Annotated in this window: 15 protein-coding genes and 1 pseudogene; 4 read left to right on the forward strand and 12 right to left on the reverse strand. The window is 70.3% G+C overall.

All coding sequences use genetic code 11. The annotated features are described in order from the left end of the window. Nucleotides 1-10: 10 nt before the first annotated feature. From STRTUCAR8_RS21045 to STRTUCAR8_RS21060, 4 genes are all read right to left on the reverse strand, one after another. Nucleotides 11-655, reverse strand: coding sequence for a class F sortase (locus STRTUCAR8_RS21045; RefSeq protein WP_006377907.1), 645 nt, complete (start codon nucleotides 653-655; stop codon nucleotides 11-13). A 2-nt stretch (nucleotides 656-657) separates the two neighbouring features. After that, nucleotides 658-1,050 (reverse strand): RodZ family helix-turn-helix domain-containing protein, encoded by a 393-nt coding sequence (locus tag STRTUCAR8_RS21050; protein WP_006377912.1) that lies wholly within the window; start codon nucleotides 1,048-1,050, stop codon nucleotides 658-660. Nucleotides 1,051-1,231: 181 nt separating this feature from the next. Further along, nucleotides 1,232-1,888, reverse strand: a complete 657-nt coding sequence (locus STRTUCAR8_RS21055; protein WP_006377914.1) for a response regulator — start codon at nucleotides 1,886-1,888, stop codon at nucleotides 1,232-1,234. Then, complete coding sequence (locus STRTUCAR8_RS21060; RefSeq protein ID WP_006377909.1) at nucleotides 1,885-3,036, reverse strand: sensor histidine kinase; 1,152 nt, start codon at nucleotides 3,034-3,036, stop codon at nucleotides 1,885-1,887. The genes STRTUCAR8_RS21055 and STRTUCAR8_RS21060 overlap by 4 nt, the downstream gene beginning before the upstream one ends. 304 nt (nucleotides 3,037-3,340) lie before the next feature. On the opposite strand from STRTUCAR8_RS21060, the gene STRTUCAR8_RS21065 reads away from it, so the two are divergent. Then, complete coding sequence (locus STRTUCAR8_RS21065; RefSeq protein WP_006377913.1) at nucleotides 3,341-4,720, forward strand: vanadium-dependent haloperoxidase; 1,380 nt, start codon at nucleotides 3,341-3,343, stop codon at nucleotides 4,718-4,720. Between the two features lie 68 nt (nucleotides 4,721-4,788). On the opposite strand, the pseudogene STRTUCAR8_RS51325 reads toward STRTUCAR8_RS21065, so the two are convergent. Continuing rightward, nucleotides 4,789-5,154: pseudogene (locus STRTUCAR8_RS51325) on the reverse strand (helix-turn-helix domain-containing protein); the annotation flags it as partial. Beyond that, nucleotides 5,123-6,550, reverse strand: coding sequence for an MFS transporter (locus STRTUCAR8_RS21070; protein ID WP_044472584.1), 1,428 nt, complete (start codon nucleotides 6,548-6,550; stop codon nucleotides 5,123-5,125). The gene STRTUCAR8_RS21070 and the pseudogene STRTUCAR8_RS51325, both read right to left, overlap by 32 nt. A gap of 126 nt (nucleotides 6,551-6,676) precedes the next feature. Here STRTUCAR8_RS21070 and STRTUCAR8_RS21075 point away from each other — a divergent pair, with 126 nt between their 5' ends. Beyond that, nucleotides 6,677-7,312 carry a helix-turn-helix domain-containing protein gene (locus STRTUCAR8_RS21075; RefSeq protein ID WP_006377915.1) on the forward strand — a complete coding sequence of 212 codons (636 nt, stop codon included), beginning with the start codon at nucleotides 6,677-6,679 and terminating at the stop codon, nucleotides 7,310-7,312. A gap of 10 nt (nucleotides 7,313-7,322) precedes the next feature. Here STRTUCAR8_RS21075 and STRTUCAR8_RS21080 read toward each other — a convergent pair whose 3' ends face one another. The 4 genes from STRTUCAR8_RS21080 to STRTUCAR8_RS21095 all read right to left on the reverse strand — a co-directional run bounded on the left by STRTUCAR8_RS21080 (nucleotide 7,323) and on the right by STRTUCAR8_RS21095 (nucleotide 10,809). Further along, nucleotides 7,323-8,282, reverse strand: coding sequence for an alpha/beta fold hydrolase (locus STRTUCAR8_RS21080; RefSeq protein WP_044472585.1), 960 nt, complete (start codon nucleotides 8,280-8,282; stop codon nucleotides 7,323-7,325). A 143-nt stretch (nucleotides 8,283-8,425) separates the two neighbouring features. Next, nucleotides 8,426-9,208, reverse strand: a complete 783-nt coding sequence (locus STRTUCAR8_RS21085; protein ID WP_006377903.1) for an enoyl-CoA hydratase/isomerase family protein — start codon at nucleotides 9,206-9,208, stop codon at nucleotides 8,426-8,428. Continuing rightward, nucleotides 9,205-9,621 (reverse strand): Zn-ribbon domain-containing OB-fold protein, encoded by a 417-nt coding sequence (locus STRTUCAR8_RS21090; protein ID WP_006377908.1) that lies wholly within the window; start codon nucleotides 9,619-9,621, stop codon nucleotides 9,205-9,207. The genes STRTUCAR8_RS21085 and STRTUCAR8_RS21090 overlap by 4 nt, the downstream gene beginning before the upstream one ends. Nucleotides 9,622-9,624: 3 nt before the next feature. Beyond that, the gene (locus STRTUCAR8_RS21095; RefSeq protein WP_006377901.1) at nucleotides 9,625-10,809 is read right to left on the reverse strand and encodes a lipid-transfer protein; all 1,185 of its coding nucleotides are present in this window, start codon (nucleotides 10,807-10,809) and stop codon (nucleotides 9,625-9,627) included. A 110-nt stretch (nucleotides 10,810-10,919) separates the two neighbouring features. On the opposite strand from STRTUCAR8_RS21095, the gene STRTUCAR8_RS21100 reads away from it, so the two are divergent. Continuing rightward, on the forward strand, nucleotides 10,920-12,497 hold the full coding sequence (locus tag STRTUCAR8_RS21100; protein WP_006377905.1) for a FadD3 family acyl-CoA ligase: 1,578 nt from the start codon (nucleotides 10,920-10,922) through the stop codon (nucleotides 12,495-12,497). A 161-nt stretch (nucleotides 12,498-12,658) separates the two neighbouring features. Here STRTUCAR8_RS21100 and STRTUCAR8_RS21105 read toward each other — a convergent pair whose 3' ends face one another. Both STRTUCAR8_RS21105 and STRTUCAR8_RS21110 read right to left on the reverse strand, forming a co-directional pair. After that, complete coding sequence (locus STRTUCAR8_RS21105) at nucleotides 12,659-13,072, reverse strand: hypothetical protein (RefSeq protein ID WP_006377910.1); 414 nt, start codon at nucleotides 13,070-13,072, stop codon at nucleotides 12,659-12,661. 236 nt (nucleotides 13,073-13,308) lie between these two features. Further along, nucleotides 13,309-13,608 (reverse strand): putative quinol monooxygenase, encoded by a 300-nt coding sequence (locus STRTUCAR8_RS21110; RefSeq protein ID WP_006377906.1) that lies wholly within the window; start codon nucleotides 13,606-13,608, stop codon nucleotides 13,309-13,311. A 230-nt stretch (nucleotides 13,609-13,838) separates the two neighbouring features. Here STRTUCAR8_RS21110 and STRTUCAR8_RS21115 point away from each other — a divergent pair, with 230 nt between their 5' ends. Then, the gene (locus STRTUCAR8_RS21115; RefSeq protein WP_006377904.1) at nucleotides 13,839-14,345 is read left to right on the forward strand and encodes a hypothetical protein; all 507 of its coding nucleotides are present in this window, start codon (nucleotides 13,839-13,841) and stop codon (nucleotides 14,343-14,345) included. Nucleotides 14,346-14,412: the final 67 nt, after the last annotated feature.

Consider the following 14,412-nt stretch of genomic DNA (forward strand, 5'->3'; position numbering starts at 1 on the left):
TCCAGTGTGCTCACGGGTTGGTGGACGACGTGAGCGCGGCGAAGACGATCACGTTGTCGAGGTAGCCGTCCTTGTCCTTGGGGCCACCGCACGTGATGAGCCGCAGCTCGGGCCGGCTCACGTTCCCGTAGACGTCGTCCGTCGGGAAGTTCGCCTTGGCCACCGTCCGCACGGAGGTGACCGAGAACTCCGCCTCCGTGCCGTTCTCCAGACGCGCCACGATCTTCTCGCCCCGGCGCAGCCGCGTCAGGCCGTGGAAGACGCCGTCCCCGTACGCGCCGACCGTGACATGGCCGAGGATCACCGACGGGCCGGTCTGACCGGGCGTCGGCGAGTGCTCGTACCAGCCGGCCTGGTCGTGATCGCTGATCGGAGGAACCTGCACCGTGCCGTCGGGCGCCAGCCCCAGCCGCATGACCGGGGTGTCGACCCCGATGGCGGGGACGCTGAGCCGGACAGGGGCCGAACGGCCCACCGCCCGGCCGGACTTGGCGGACTGCGCGGAGGTGTGCTTGCCGGCGGCCGGCTGCGACGCGTCGGCGCCTGGAGTCGGGGTCCCCGTCGTCCGAACGCCTCCGGCGCCGGAGGAGCAGCCCACGAGCAGCGAGGCCGCGGCAGCCGTGACGCCGGTGCCGAACGCGCGCCTGGAGAGCACGGTCACGCTCCGGTCGCCCGCCGACGGCGTACGACGATCACCGTGGCGCCGGCCACGGCGAACGCGGCGGCGGCGCCTCCGCCGATCAGCGCACCCGGCGTGCCGGAGTCCGTCGACGTCTGCGTCACGCCGGTGTTGGGGGCGCCGTTCGGAACCTCGGCGACCTGGGACGGGGATGTGTTGGGGTCGGTGGTGGGGGCCTCGCTGGGCGCCTCGCTGGCTCCGTCGGCCGGTGACGGCATCTGGGTCGGCTCGGTGCTCGGCGCCGGGGTGGCGTCGGTCGGCGCAGTGGAGGGGACCGGGGTCGGGCTCGTGTCGTCGGCGAACGCGGGTGCGGTGCCCGCCAGTACGGCGGTGGCCGCGAGTGCCACGGCGCTGAGGAGGGTACGGCGCACGGTACGGCGCATGGAATCGCTCTCTTTCGTCGTCCGCCCCGAACCGCGCCCGGAAGAGGGCGGGTTGGGCTGGGCGGGCTGAGTGACGGATCGAGCGAAGAGACGACGCGGCGGCCGGACAGGTTGTAAAGAGATGGCAAAGTCGTCGGAGGGTCGTGGGACGGCGGGCTCGCGGCGACCGCTATCCGCCCGGCGTCACGAGCCCCGACTCGTACGCGACCACCACGGCCTGTGCCCTGCTGTCCAGATCCAGTTTGGTCATCGTGCGGTTGAGGTGGGTCTTGACGGTCGCCTCGCTGATGTAGAGGCGGTCGGCTATGTCCGTGTTGGACAGGCCGCGTGCGATCAGCTTCAGGACCTCCAGTTCACGGGAGGTCAACGCGTCGAGATCGGGGGGCTGTTCGCAGGCGGTCTGGCGGGCGTACGCCTCGACCAGACGGCGCGTGACGCTGGGCGCGAAGAGCGCGTCACCGCCGGCGACCGCGGCCACCGCTGCGAGCAGCCGTTCCGGGCCGGAGTCCTTGAGCAGAAAACCGCAGGCTCCGGCGCGCAGTGCCCCGTACACGTACTCGTCGAGGTCGAAGGTGGTCAGCACCAGGATCCGGGGCGGGGGGTCGGCGGCCTCGGCGAGGATGCGTTCGGTGGCCTCGATGCCGTTCATGCCGGGCATGCGGACATCCATCAGGATCACCTCGGGGGCGGTCCGGGCGGCCAGGAGCACGCCCTCCGCGCCGTCGCTCGCCTCGCCGACCACCTCGATGCCGGGTGCGGCGCGCAGCAGCGCCACCAGGCCGGCCCGGATGAGGAACTGGTCGTCCACGACAAGCACGGTGGTCATGTGGTGGCGTCGTCCCCCTGCTGTGCGGCCCGCGTGGACGTCGGCAGGGTCAGCCGTACGGCGAAGCCCCCCTGGTCCCGCGGGCCGATGTCGATCTGCCCGCCGTAGAGCTTGGCCCGCTCGCGCATGCCGAGCAAGCCGTGTCCGCCGCCGGTTCGTACTCTGGCCGGAATCACCCCCTCCCCGTCGTCCGTGACCGAAACCGTCACCTGGTGCGGTTCGTACCTCAGTCGTATCCACGCGCTCGCGCCGGGCGCGTGCTTGAGGACGTTGGTGAGTGCCTCCTGCACCACCCGGTAGGCGCACAGGTCCACCCCGGGGGCCAGGGGGCGCTCGACGCCCTCGACGGTCAGGGCGACCGGGGTCCCGCCCGCGCGGACGCGTTCGGCCATCTCGCCGAGGCGGGCCAGGCCCGGCATCGGGCCGACGGGGGCGCGGTCGTCGGCGGCGCGCAGCACCAGAAGCATGCGGCGCAGCTCGTCGAGGGCCTCCTTGCCGGTGGCTTCGATGGTGTCGAGCGCGGTACGGGTGGTCGGGCGGTCGGTGTCGAAGACGAACCGGGCGAGACCGGTCTGCACCGAGATCACCGACAGGTGGTGGGCGACCACGTCGTGGAGTTCGCGGGCGATCCGGCCGCGTTCCTCCGCCACCTCGCGCCGGGCCCGGGCGGCCTGTTCCCGGCGCAGCTGCCGGGTCAGCTCGGTCGAGCGGCGGGCGAGCAAGCCGAACCGCCACAGCATCGCCGGGTAGACCACGGCCTGTGCGGCGACGGACTCCCAGGAGTCGGTGTGGTTCACCGCGCCCGCGTAGATCCAGACCCCGCCCATCAGCGCGGCGCAGGGGACGGAGACGCGCACCGCCTTCACGGAGGCGACGGTGTAGACGGCGAGCATGGGACCGAAGCTGCACACCACGGGCCAGTAGCCGGCGGTGATGTACACCAGCCACGTCGCGTGCACGAGGCAGCAGATCACGAGAGGGGCCCGGCCACGGAGGACGAGTGGCAGGTGGACCAGGACGACGAGGACGTAGGCGGTCGCGTCGAGCGGGTTCTGCCCCTGCCGCGCGGCCTCCGGCCCCAGCAGCAGGGCCACACCGGTCAGCGCCGCCACGATCAGCGTGTCGACGACGAGAGGGTGGATCCGCATCGCAGCAGCGTACGGCCGGAAGGCCGGAGGGGCGTCAACCTTCCGCCGTACCACGGAAGTTGCAGGAACCGCGCGACTACCGCCGCTGGTCGACCCGCAGTGCCAACCAGCGGGGGACGACGCCACACGCGGCCCGCCCATAGCGTCTGGGACCAGCACCACCAGGAGCTGCGCCGCCGCCGGGGAGCGGCGCGGTGGAAGGCGCGAGTCCCGACAAGCGCGACCAACGTCCGCACATCAACTGGGGGTTGACATGTTGACGAACGACAGAACTGTCCGGCCGAGCAGGGGCAGATGGCGCCGGGTGCTGGCCACCGCGGCGGTGCTGGCCTCCACCGGCAGCGTGCTCACCGTCGCTTCGCAGCCGGCGCAGGCGGCGCTGCCGCAGCAACAGATCGCCGATCCCGTTCACTACTGGAACGATGTCCTGCTCCAGGTCATCCGGCGTGAGGGTGGCGGACCGGGGCCGATGGCCCGTTCCGCGGCGATGCTGAACGCGGCGATCTACGACGCCGAGAGCTCGTACCAGCTCAAGTGGAAGGGCAGGATCACCTCGGAGCCGTACCTCTCCGCCCAGAAGTACGACGGCTGGATCGAGGGTCCCGACGAGGAGGAGCGGGTGATCGGCCGCACGGCGTACAACATCCTGCTGGGGCTGTACGGGAGGAACCAGACGCAGTTCCTCGACGCGAAGTTCCGTGAGCGGTTCGGCACCGAGCCCACCGGGTTCGACCTGCTCGACATCACGGTCGTCAACCGTATGGTCACGCAGATGAGGGACGCGCGGAACGGCGACGGCTCCGACAACGACCAGGTGTACGTCGGCGACAACAAGCCGGGCGCGTGGCGGCCCACCAGCTACCCGGACATGCCCGATCCGTCCTGCGAACGCGACAGCCAGGCGGTCACCCCGTTCTGGGGCCAGGTGAAGCCGTTCTCCCTCACCTCCGCCTCGCAGTTCCGCCCGGCGACCCCGGGCCTGTACGGGACGTACGAGAAGCTGCTGGCCAGCGACGCCTACAAGGCCCAGGTCGAGGCGGCGCGGTCGGCCGGCGCCGACAAGCCGACCGCGCGTACGCCGGTCGTCGACCGGACCCCGGATCAGGAGGCGGCGGCCTGGTTCTGGGCCAACGATCTCGACGGCACCTACAAGCCGCCGGGCCAGCTGCTTCAGGCGACCCGGGAGATCTCCCAGGCGCGCGGCCTCAACACGTACGAGAACGCACGGCTGTTCGCGCTCGTCTCCCTCGCCATGGCGGACGCCGGGATCGCGGTACGGGACGTGAAGTTCCTGACGCCGATCGACCTTTGGCGGCCGGTGTCGGCGATCCGCGAAGGCGGGCTCGACCCGGAGTGGAAGCCGCTGCTGAAGAACCGGGCGGGGGTGAACGTCACTCCGTGCTTCCCGGCCTGGGCCTCGGGGCACGCGACGTTCGGCGGGGCCTGGGCAGGCGTGATGAAGCGGTACTTCGGCAGCGACAACATCGCCTTCGACATGACCACCGACGACCCTCAGTCACCGGTGAAGACCCGGCACTTCGCCAGCTTCAGCGCGGCGGCCACCGAGGACGCCTACAGCAGGGTCTGGCTCGGAGTCCACTTCCCGTGGGACGCGGACGACGGACTCACCCTGGGTGACAAGGTCGCAGCCCAGGTCTACACCATGAAGCTGCGGCGACTCTAGGCGCTGCCCCTCCTCGCGGTCGCGCCCGGACGGGAAGGAACCCCTGCTCACCGAGCAGGGGTTCCTTGTTCCGCGAAGTGCCGCCGCCCGCACCCCGGTTGGGCCAGATGCCGACTCGGGGTCCGTCGGCCGATGAGCGTCCCGGACTGTGTGAGCTCGAATGAGACGCGGGCTGCCGACCACGTGTGGGCGCGTCGGAGGACCTCGACCTGGGCTACCGCTTCGGCTGGGGTGGCCGTCGGCTGGTGCTGTGGCGTCGAGGAGCGGTCCAAGAGCCCGATCTCGCCTGTCTGCGGTAGCGGTTCACCCACTTCGAGGCACAGGCCCGGGAGATTCCCGTCTCATCGGCGACGTGAGCAAGTGGGGCGTGTTCGGCAGCGCTCGATGAGGCCGCGGCGCCCTTCAACGGACAACGGTGCGTTGCGGTGAGTCACGCGGCTCACCGCGCTTGCGGGGGGAGGCGGGGCCCGTGGTGGCCTCCTTCGGCCGTGACACCTGGGCGACGAGGAAGACCAGCACGCCACAGATGGCGACCAGGAACCAGCCGGGGCGGGACGCGTGTGCGAGCCCCGCCGGGCTGGCGCCCGCGGCCAGGCCGCCGGCGAGAGCGATACCGAGGGCGGAGCCGAGTTGCCGTGCGGTGGAGGTGATCGCCCCCGCCACGCCGGCACGGGCGGGTGGCAGTCCATTGACCGCGGTGTTGGTGATCGGGGCGTTGGCGAAGCCGAACCCGATGCCGATGAGTGAGTACGCGGTCAGCAGCAGGAGCACGCTCGTGTGGGGAGTGAGCCGGACCAGGCAGAGCCCGCCGGCCGTGATGAAACCACCGGCAAGGAGCAGCGGCAGCCGCGGTCCCGTGCGGCCGACCATGCGGCCGGACCAAGGGGCGCAGACAGTCGCTCCGACGGCCAGGGGCAAGGTCGCCACTCCGGCGGCCAGCGGCGTCCATCCCCGGGTGTGCTGCAGGTAGAGGGTGTTCAGCAGCAGTGTCATGGTCAGAGCGACGAAGACCGCCACCGCGCCCAGGACGGCACCGCTGAAGACCGGGCTCCTGAAGATCCGCGGATCCATCAGCGGCTCACGTCGGCGGGACTCGACCCATACGAATCCGGCTGTCGCCACGACAGCCCCTGTGTATCCCGCCAGCGCCGCCGGCGACGTCCAGCCGATGCGCGGCCCCTCGATCAGGACGCCGACCACGACCGCGAGGACCACGGTCAGCAGGACCTGGCCGGGCAGGTCGAGGCGCCGGGCCCGCGGTGCCCGGGACTCCGGCACGAACACCGCACTGAGCAGCAGAGCGGCCACGATGACCGGTGCGTTGATCCAGAACAGCGCCCGCCAGCCGAGCCCCGCGAGCAGCGCACCGCCCGTGAGGGGACCAGCGGCCATGCTCAGCCCGAACACCGACGCCCAGATGCCGATCGCCTGCGCCCGTTCCTTCGGGTCCGGCATCGCGTTCACCACGATCGCGAGCGCCACAGGGCTGAGCATCGAGGCACCGATGCCCTGCACGGCGCGGGCCGCGACGAGTACGCCCGCCGACGGGGCGAGCGCGCAGACCAGCGAGGCGGCGCCGAACGCGGCCAGCCCGCACTGGAACACCCGGCGGCGTCCGAAGCGGTCCGCCAGCGCGCCGGAGGAGATCAGGAGACTGGCCAGGACGAGGGTGTAGGCGTCCACGATCCATTCGAGACCGCGCGTGTCGACATCCAGGCCGCGCCCGATGGCCGGCAGCCCCACATTGACGATGGTGGTGTCCAGGCCCACCAGGAACATGCTCAGGCAGCAGACGGCCAGTACCGTCCAGCGTCTGCGCGCACTCAGCATGGGTTGAACAGGGGATGTCGTCGTGGTCACGGTCTACCTCTGATGTCCGGGAACAGTGCCCGGCAAGGCTCGGCCCGGACGGCAGCCGCAGCCCATCAATTTTGCGAACACTGCAAAAATGGATCCATGAACACAGGAGCCAGGGACGCGGAACTGGAACAGATTCTCGATGGCATCGGGCCCCGGCTGCGCGTGCTGCGCCGGGAACGGGGACTCACGCTCGAGGCGCTCGCGGCCACGACCGGGATCTCGCTCAGCACACTGTCCCGGGTGGAATCGGGCAGACGGCGCCCGACTCTGGACCTGCTCATCCCGCTGGCACGGGCCCACCGCGTCGCACTCGACCAACTGGTGGCGGCGCCCGCCAGCGGTGACCCTCGGGTGCACCTCCGGCCCCTGCGCAAAGAGCGCGGCAGCGTCCTCGTACCCCTGACGCAGTACCCGGGCCGAGTGCAGGTCTTCAAACAGGTACTGACGCCCCGCCGGGCGGAACTGGTCACCCACGAGGGCTACGAATGGCTCTATGTCCTCGCCGGTCGGCTACGCCTCGTCCTCGGGGCGCAGGACTTCACGCTGCGGCCGGGCGAAGTGGCCGAGTTCGACACCACCGAGCCCCACTGGTTCGGCCCCGCGGACACGAGCACCGTGGAGATCCTGCACCTGTTCGGTCCACGAGGTGACCAAGCCGTCGTCCGCACCAGACCGTCCACAACGGATCTCGCCCCGCCGACCGCCCCCAACCCACCGTCGACGACGTCATGACCCGCGACACCTAGTCGGTGGCGTCCCGCAACTCCGTCAGGAACGGGATCAGTGCCGCGTTGACCTCGTTCGGCCGTTCCTGCTGCGTCCAGTGGCCGCAGCCCTCAAGCAGGATCGGAGCGCGCCGCAGGTTCGGCATCAACTCCGGTAGCTGCTCGATGAGTTCGGGCGTACCCGGAAACGCCGGCACCAGGTCCCGGTCGCCGTACACGTACAGCGCGGGCGGACTGACCACGGCCCCGTGCCAGGGTGCCGTCAGCTCCCAGTTGCGGTCGATGTTGCGGTACCAGTTGAGGGCGCTGGTGAAGCTGCCCGCGAAGCTCTCGGTGAGGGAGTCGAGGTCCGCCTCGGTGAGCCAGGCCGGGAGCTTCTCCGGGTCGGGCATGGTGTCCAGCCATCCCTGACCGGGCTCGATCAGCGGCTGCCTGCCCGTGCCCGACTCGGGGTTGTCGCCGGAGAAGGCGTACAGCATCCTGCGCAGAGTGGTGCGCGGGTCGCGGACCAGCTCGGCGTCGGCCGCCGCCGAGCGGTTGATGTAGTTCCAGTAGAAACGGCCGCCGAACATCGCCTCCATCACGCCCAGGGGCCGGTGGTCGCCCCGGAACGGCGGCGGCACACTCAGGCACGCCACCCCGCGCACGACGTCCGGACGCAGCAGCGCGGTGTGCCAGGCCACCGGCGCGCCCCAGTCGTGCCCGACGACGTACGCCGTCTCCTCGCCGAGCGCCCGGATCAGCCCGATCACGTCGCCGACCAGATGCAGGATGCTGTACGAGGACACGTCCTCGGGGCGCTCGCTCTCGCCGTATCCGCGCTGGTCGGGGGCGACGACCCGGAAACCGGCGGCGGCCAGCGGGCCGAACTGGTGGCGCCAGGAGTGCCAGGACTCGGGGAAGCCGTGCAGCAGCACGACGAGCGGGCCCACGCCCGCCTCCGCGATGTGCAGCCGGACGCCGTTCACCTCGACCATGCGGTGCGTGACGACCGGGCGGTTCTCGGCCCCCGACTCGTTCCCGACCCCTGCTCCGGCCTCGACTCCCGCCCCGGCCTCGACCCCTGCGCGATGCTCATCCACTGTGCGGTGCTCATCCATGATGCAAAGAATATGCGTTGCTATCGCAATCGGAAATCCGGGGTCCTGGCCGCGAACAGTTCCGCCTGCCGGTCGCCCGGGAGGTTGCCGAGCCTGACCAGGTGCGGGGCGAACGCGAGGGCGTGTGCGCGGGCCGCCTCCTTCGCCGCCCACACCGCGCGTACCGTGCCCTGCACCCCCTCCGGCGGATACGACGCGATGACCCGGGCACGCTCCACGGCTGCCGCCAACGACCCTCCGGGTGCGCTGACTTCACTCACCAGCCCGACCTCGTACGCCCGCGCAGCCGACACCCGCTCCGCCGTCCCCATCAGCGCCATGCGCGCGATCTCCCCGTACGGCATCCGCTGCGCCATGCCCATCGCCTCGTACGCGCTGACCATGCCGTACGTGGTGTGCGGGTCGAAGAAGGTCGCGCCCGGGTCGGCGACGAGGAACTCCGACTCCGCGAGGAGATAGAAGGCGCCGCCGCACGCCATACCGTTCACCGCGGCGATCACCGGCTTCCAGAGGTCGTTCGCCTTCGGGCCGATCCTCTCCAGTGGATCGTCCACCATGTAGGGCGAGTCGGGCTGGGGAACGGTCGCGGTCCGGTCGAGGCCGGTACAGAAGGCGCGCGTCCCGGCCCCCGTCAGCACGACGGTCCGTACGGTGTCGTCGAAGCGCAACTCCCGCCAGGTGGCCGCCAGTTCGGTGGCCGTGGCGAGGTCGAGGGCGTTGAGTCTCTCCGGCCGGTCGAGGGTGACGACGGCGACCCCGGTCTCCTTGTCGGTCGCGATACGCAGGCTCGGATCCGGGCTCACGGGCGCTCCAGGATCCACTGCGGAAGCCCGGCCGAGGAGAAGACGACCTGCACCCGCGCGCCGATGCGAATCCGGTCGGGGGGAAGGGAGTTGAGGGGAGCGTCCGGGCCGGTGACCAGATTGCCGACCAGCCGGATACGCGGTGCGTCAGCCAGCTCGACGACGATCACGTTGTACGGGGCCAGCTCGGCGTAGTCCGGGAGGAGCGGGGGGTGCGGGACGACGTACGACCAGACGCGTCCGCGTCCGCTGACCTGGCGCCACTCGCTCGCGAAGGACTGGCAGTGCGGGCAGCAGGGGCGGGGCGGGAAGCGGGGTTCGTCGCAGTCGGCGCAGGTCTGGACGCGGAGTTCGCCCCGGGCCGCGTGCTCCCAGAAGGGGGCGCCGTCTTCGTCGACTACAGGGGTCAGCATCTCTCAACTCCTCAGGAGAAGGGCGGAGGTGGGCACACCCTCACCGGCGGTGACCAGGCAGGTCGAGGCTCCCGGGACCTGGGCGGTGCTGGTGCCGCGCAGTTGCCGTACGCCCTCGGTGATGAGGTTGAAGCCATGGACGTACGCCTCGCTGAGGCCGCCCCCGCCGGTGTTGATCGGCAGCCGGCCGCCGCTCTCCAGGGCGCCCCCCTCGGTGAAGGCGCCGCCCTCACCGCGTCCGCAGAAGCCGTAGCCCTCCAGGGAGAGGGGGATGAGGGCGGTGAACGCGTCGTAGATCTGGGCGACATGGACGTCGTCCGGGGTGAAGTCGGCGTGTTTCCAGAGGTGTCGGGCGGCTGTCCAGGCCGGGCCGGTCAGCGGGTCGTCGTTCCAGTAGTTGACCATGCCGTGATGCTGGGCGGGCAGGCCCTGGGCGGCCGAGTGGATGTAGACGGGGGCGCGCCGGCAGTCACGGGCCCGCTCGGCGGACACCACGACACAGGCCAACGCCCCGTCGGTCTCAAGGCAGTTGTCGAAGAGGCAGAGGGGCTCGCTGATCCAGCGGGAGGTCATGTACATCTCGCGGGTGAGCGGGCGGTCGTACATGATCGCGGCCGGGTTCTGGTTCGCCCGGTTGCGGCAGGCGAGGGCGACGTTGAAGAGGTGGTCGCGGGTCGTGCCGTACTCGTGCATGTGGCGGCGCGTGAGCATGGCGATCTCGTCCGAGGGGCGCAGGAGCCCGAAGGGGCGCGTCCACTGGGCGGGAGTGGGGAGTTGGGCGCTGGTGTTCCGCCACGGCCGGGGTCCCGAGCCCCGCTTCCGTGACCGCCAGGCGACGCCGACCGTGGCCTGCCCGGTGGCTATCGCGGCGGCGAGATGGGCGACGGTGGCGCAGGAACCGCCGCCGCCGTAGCCGACCTTGGAGAAGAAGGTGAGGTCACCGAGACCGAGCGCCTTGGCGACCTCGACCTCGTCGGTCTCCTCCATCGTGTAGGAGGCGAGGGCGTCGACCTCGGTGGGTGCGATGCCCGCGTCGTCGAGCGCGGCGAGGATCGCCCGGCAAGCCAACGTCCGCTCGTCCTCAGGGAGTTGGCGGGCGAACTCGGTCTGTCCGATCCCGGCGATCGCGGTGGCGTCCTTGATGCCGGTGACGCCCCTGATCCCGGCCGTTTCTGGTGCGACTGCCATGACTGCACACACCTCCGCACGCGTGCCCATCTGCTGACAGGGCGTCAGGTTACAGCTAATCTGACGGTCAGTCAGCTCTTGTGCGGTGAGGTGTTGTGGGGAGGCTCGCGATGCGCGGTGACGTGGAGTGGGGCAGCATTCCGAGGCTGGTCCGGGCGGCGGCGGAGCGGTACGGCGACACCGAGGCGGTCGTGGACGGACGTACGCGCGTCTCGTACACGGAGTTGGGCGCGCGGGTGGAGCGCGCGGCGGCGGCCTGCGTCGCGAGCGGGGTGGAGGTGGGTGACCGGGTGGCGATCTGGGCGCCCAACTCCCTGGACTGGATGGTGTCCGCGCTGGGCGCGGTCTCGGCGGGTGCGGTGCTCGTACCGCTGAACACACGCTTCAAGGGCGCGGAGGCGGCGTACGTACTGGCGCGCAGCCGGGCGAGGTTGCTGTTCGTGACGGGCACGTTCCTGGGCACGTCCTACGTGGCCTCGCTGCGGAGAGCGGCGGCGGCAGGTGACGGCGACGGACCCCTCCCAGGACTCCCGGAGCTGACGGACGTGGTGGTGCTGGGGGAGGACGCGCCGGCCGAGTTCCGTACCTGGAAGGACTTCCTGGCGGCCGGGGACGGGGTGGACGCGCGGACCGTCCGGGCGCGGGCGGAGGCGGTGGAGGGCTCCGACCCCTCGGACATCGTCTTCACCTCGGGCACGACGGGCCGGCCGAAGGGGGCCGTGATCACGCACGCGCAGTCGCTGCGGGCGTACGAGATCTGGAGCGAGTTGGCGGGGCTTCGGGAGGGGGACCGCTATCTCGTCGTGAACCCCTTCTTCCACACGTTCGGCTACAAGGCGGGGGTGTTGGCGTGCCTGATGCGCGGCGCGACGGTGATCCCGCAGCCGGTGTTCAACGTCGACACGGTGCTGGCGAACGTGGCGGCGGAGCGGGTGTCGGTCCTGCCCGGCCCGCCCACGCTGTTGCAGTCCGTCCTGGACCACCCGTCCCGGGACGCGTACGACCTGTCGACGCTGCGGCTGGTGGTGACGGGGGCGGCGGTGGTCCCGTTGCGGCTGGTGGAACGGTTGCGTACGGAGCTGGGCGTGGCGACCGTACTGACGGCGTACGGCCTGTCCGAGGCGAGCGGCATCGTCACGATGTGCCGCCAGGGGGACGCGGCGCCGGTGATCGCGTCCACCTCGGGGCGGGCGGTTCCGGGCACGGAGGTGCGGGTCGAGGCGCCCGTGGGTGAGCCCGGGGAGGTGCTGGTGCGCGGCTTCAACGTCATGCGGGGGTACTTCGAGGACGCGCAGAGCACGGCCCAAGTCGTCACGGGGGAGGGCTGGTTGAGGACGGGAGACGTGGGAGTACTGGACGCCGACGGCAACCTGCGGATAACCGACCGCCTCAAGGACATGTTCATCGTCGGCGGCTTCAACGCGTACCCGGCGGAGATAGAGCAGCAGCTCGGGCTGCATCCCGACGTGGCGGACGTGGCGGTGATCGGCGTACCGGACGCCCGACTCGGCGAGGTCGGGAAGGCGTATGTGGTGCGGCGGCCGGGGGTGAGCCTGACGGGCGACGACCTGATCGCCTGGGCGCGGCGGGAGATGGCGAACTACAAGGTGCCCAGGGCGGTGGAGTTCGTGGGCGGGCTGCCTCGGAACGCGAGCGGGAAGGTGGTGAAGGGGGAGTTGCGGGAGTAGTGAACTGGTGGCGGTAGGCCATACACCGGTTTGTGTGGGTCGGTGTCTTCCCGCACTGGTCAAGACGCTCAAAGCGGGAGAGCTGCGGGAAAGGGGCACCGCCGGTCCGTTGACCGGTGGCGCCCCTTTCTTTCGCTGAGTCAGGCCCGGTTCGGCAGGGGTCAGGGGTGGATGTTCACGCAGGCCTGACCGGCCCAGTAGTGGCCGCCGTTGTAGGCGACCCAGAGCTTGGCGCAGTAGTCGCCCGACTTCGACACGTTGCCCTTGACGGACTGGGTGTCCGTGTAGTTGTTGCTGCTGACCTGCCTCGAGTTCCTCCAGTGCACGTCGCCGGCCTTGACGTATTCGAGGTGGATCGACTTCGCGCCGCCGCCGTCGGTCCGCCTGGCGGTGCCCTGAACCGAGTCGACGTACAGGCCGTCACCGTTGACGGTGTAGCAGACCTGCCAGTACCCCAGGTTGCCGTCCCCGCCGTTTCCGCAGACCGTCGCGCTGGCGGCGGCGGGCCCTGCTGTTCCCAGCGTGGCGAGGGCGATCACGCCCGCGGAAATGGACGCGGCTATTACCTTGCGCATAGTGATCTCCTTGATCAAGCGTTGGCCTGACAAGGGGGAAAGCCGAGTTCCATATCGAGACCTCATTGTCCCCCCGTTTTCGATTACCGGCCCCGGATGATCCGGCTCGTTCAATCCGGTTCGTCGAATGAGGAGAGCTTGCCATTTCAGGTACTCGTCGTAATCCCGCGCTGGTTGGAGTCGGCGGTAAACCTGTGGCGTACGTTCGGGTAAACCACGGCTCGGGAGCCGGCTGTCTACACGCCCAGGCCGCCGATGACAGTCAGCTCCTGCCGGGTGAACTCTCCTGTCAGCATGGGCATCGCCTTGGCGATGGCGGCCTTGGCCTCCGGAAGAAGAAGGGAAGCGTCATGGTGTTCCCTGGTCTTCCAGACCTCGGTCACCCAGATCGTGACATCGTCCCCGGCCGAGACTCCGACGACGTAGAGATCGCATCCCGCCGCGCGAAGTCCGTCGGAGCCGCTCAGCAGGATCGAGGTGACGGTGTCGCGGTGACCCGGCTTGGTCTTCATCGACGCGATGTACCCGTAGGGCATTTCGGCACTCCTTGTCAGGGGTGAAGAGGCGGTCGGCCCGGGGGCCGGCGTTCCAGCGGTGCGTCAGCACTCTGGCATTCGCCCTGACATCTGTCAGGGACGCAACGTTTCTCGCGCGGTCTACGGTTCGAACCGCCTTGCAGATTCCTGGCGGCCCACGACGTGGGCGCACAGCCTGAAACACGGTCCGGCGGCACCTCTCGGGCTCAGATCACCGGAGGAAGAGAAACATGATCTCGAAACGGAACACAGCGACCGACGCGGGGACCGGCCGTGGCCGCTGGGGGTGGCGCGTGGTGCTCGGTGGTGCCTTCGCGTTCGGCCTGGCCGCGCTGACGCCGCTCCAGGCCCAGGCGGCCTCCATGGAGAGCGTCGGCTACGGCGCCTTCGCCAATGAGGGCCTCTACCCCGAGCAGACCTCCTGCTCGGGACGCTTTACCCAGCCCAACGTGCCCGGTGGGGCGACGAAGACGGCGGTCTACGGCGGGCGCACCATTACCCTGAAGTACTTCTACAGCTCCGGCTGCGGTTCGTTCGCCCGCATAGAGAACGCGCCCCAGGGCTGCGCCGCACACAGCAACCGCCTCACCGCCACCCAAATCGAGTGGGTCCTCGAAACGGTCGACCCGGGTATCGACTTCGCCTACACCAAGGTGATCAACAACCTCGACGGCCGGCTGAGCAAGGCAGTGCTGTTCTGCGACAACCAGCGCCTGGCCGAGACCGCCTGGTATTAGGCCCGCTCCGTTCTCCGCCGGGCCCGCCCCGGACAGGAACGGATCGGAACGGAATGGATCGGGAAGG

The organism is Streptomyces turgidiscabies Car8, assembly GCF_000331005.1.
In the GTDB taxonomy this organism is placed as follows: Bacteria; Actinomycetota; Actinomycetes; order Streptomycetales; family Streptomycetaceae; genus Streptomyces; species Streptomyces turgidiscabies.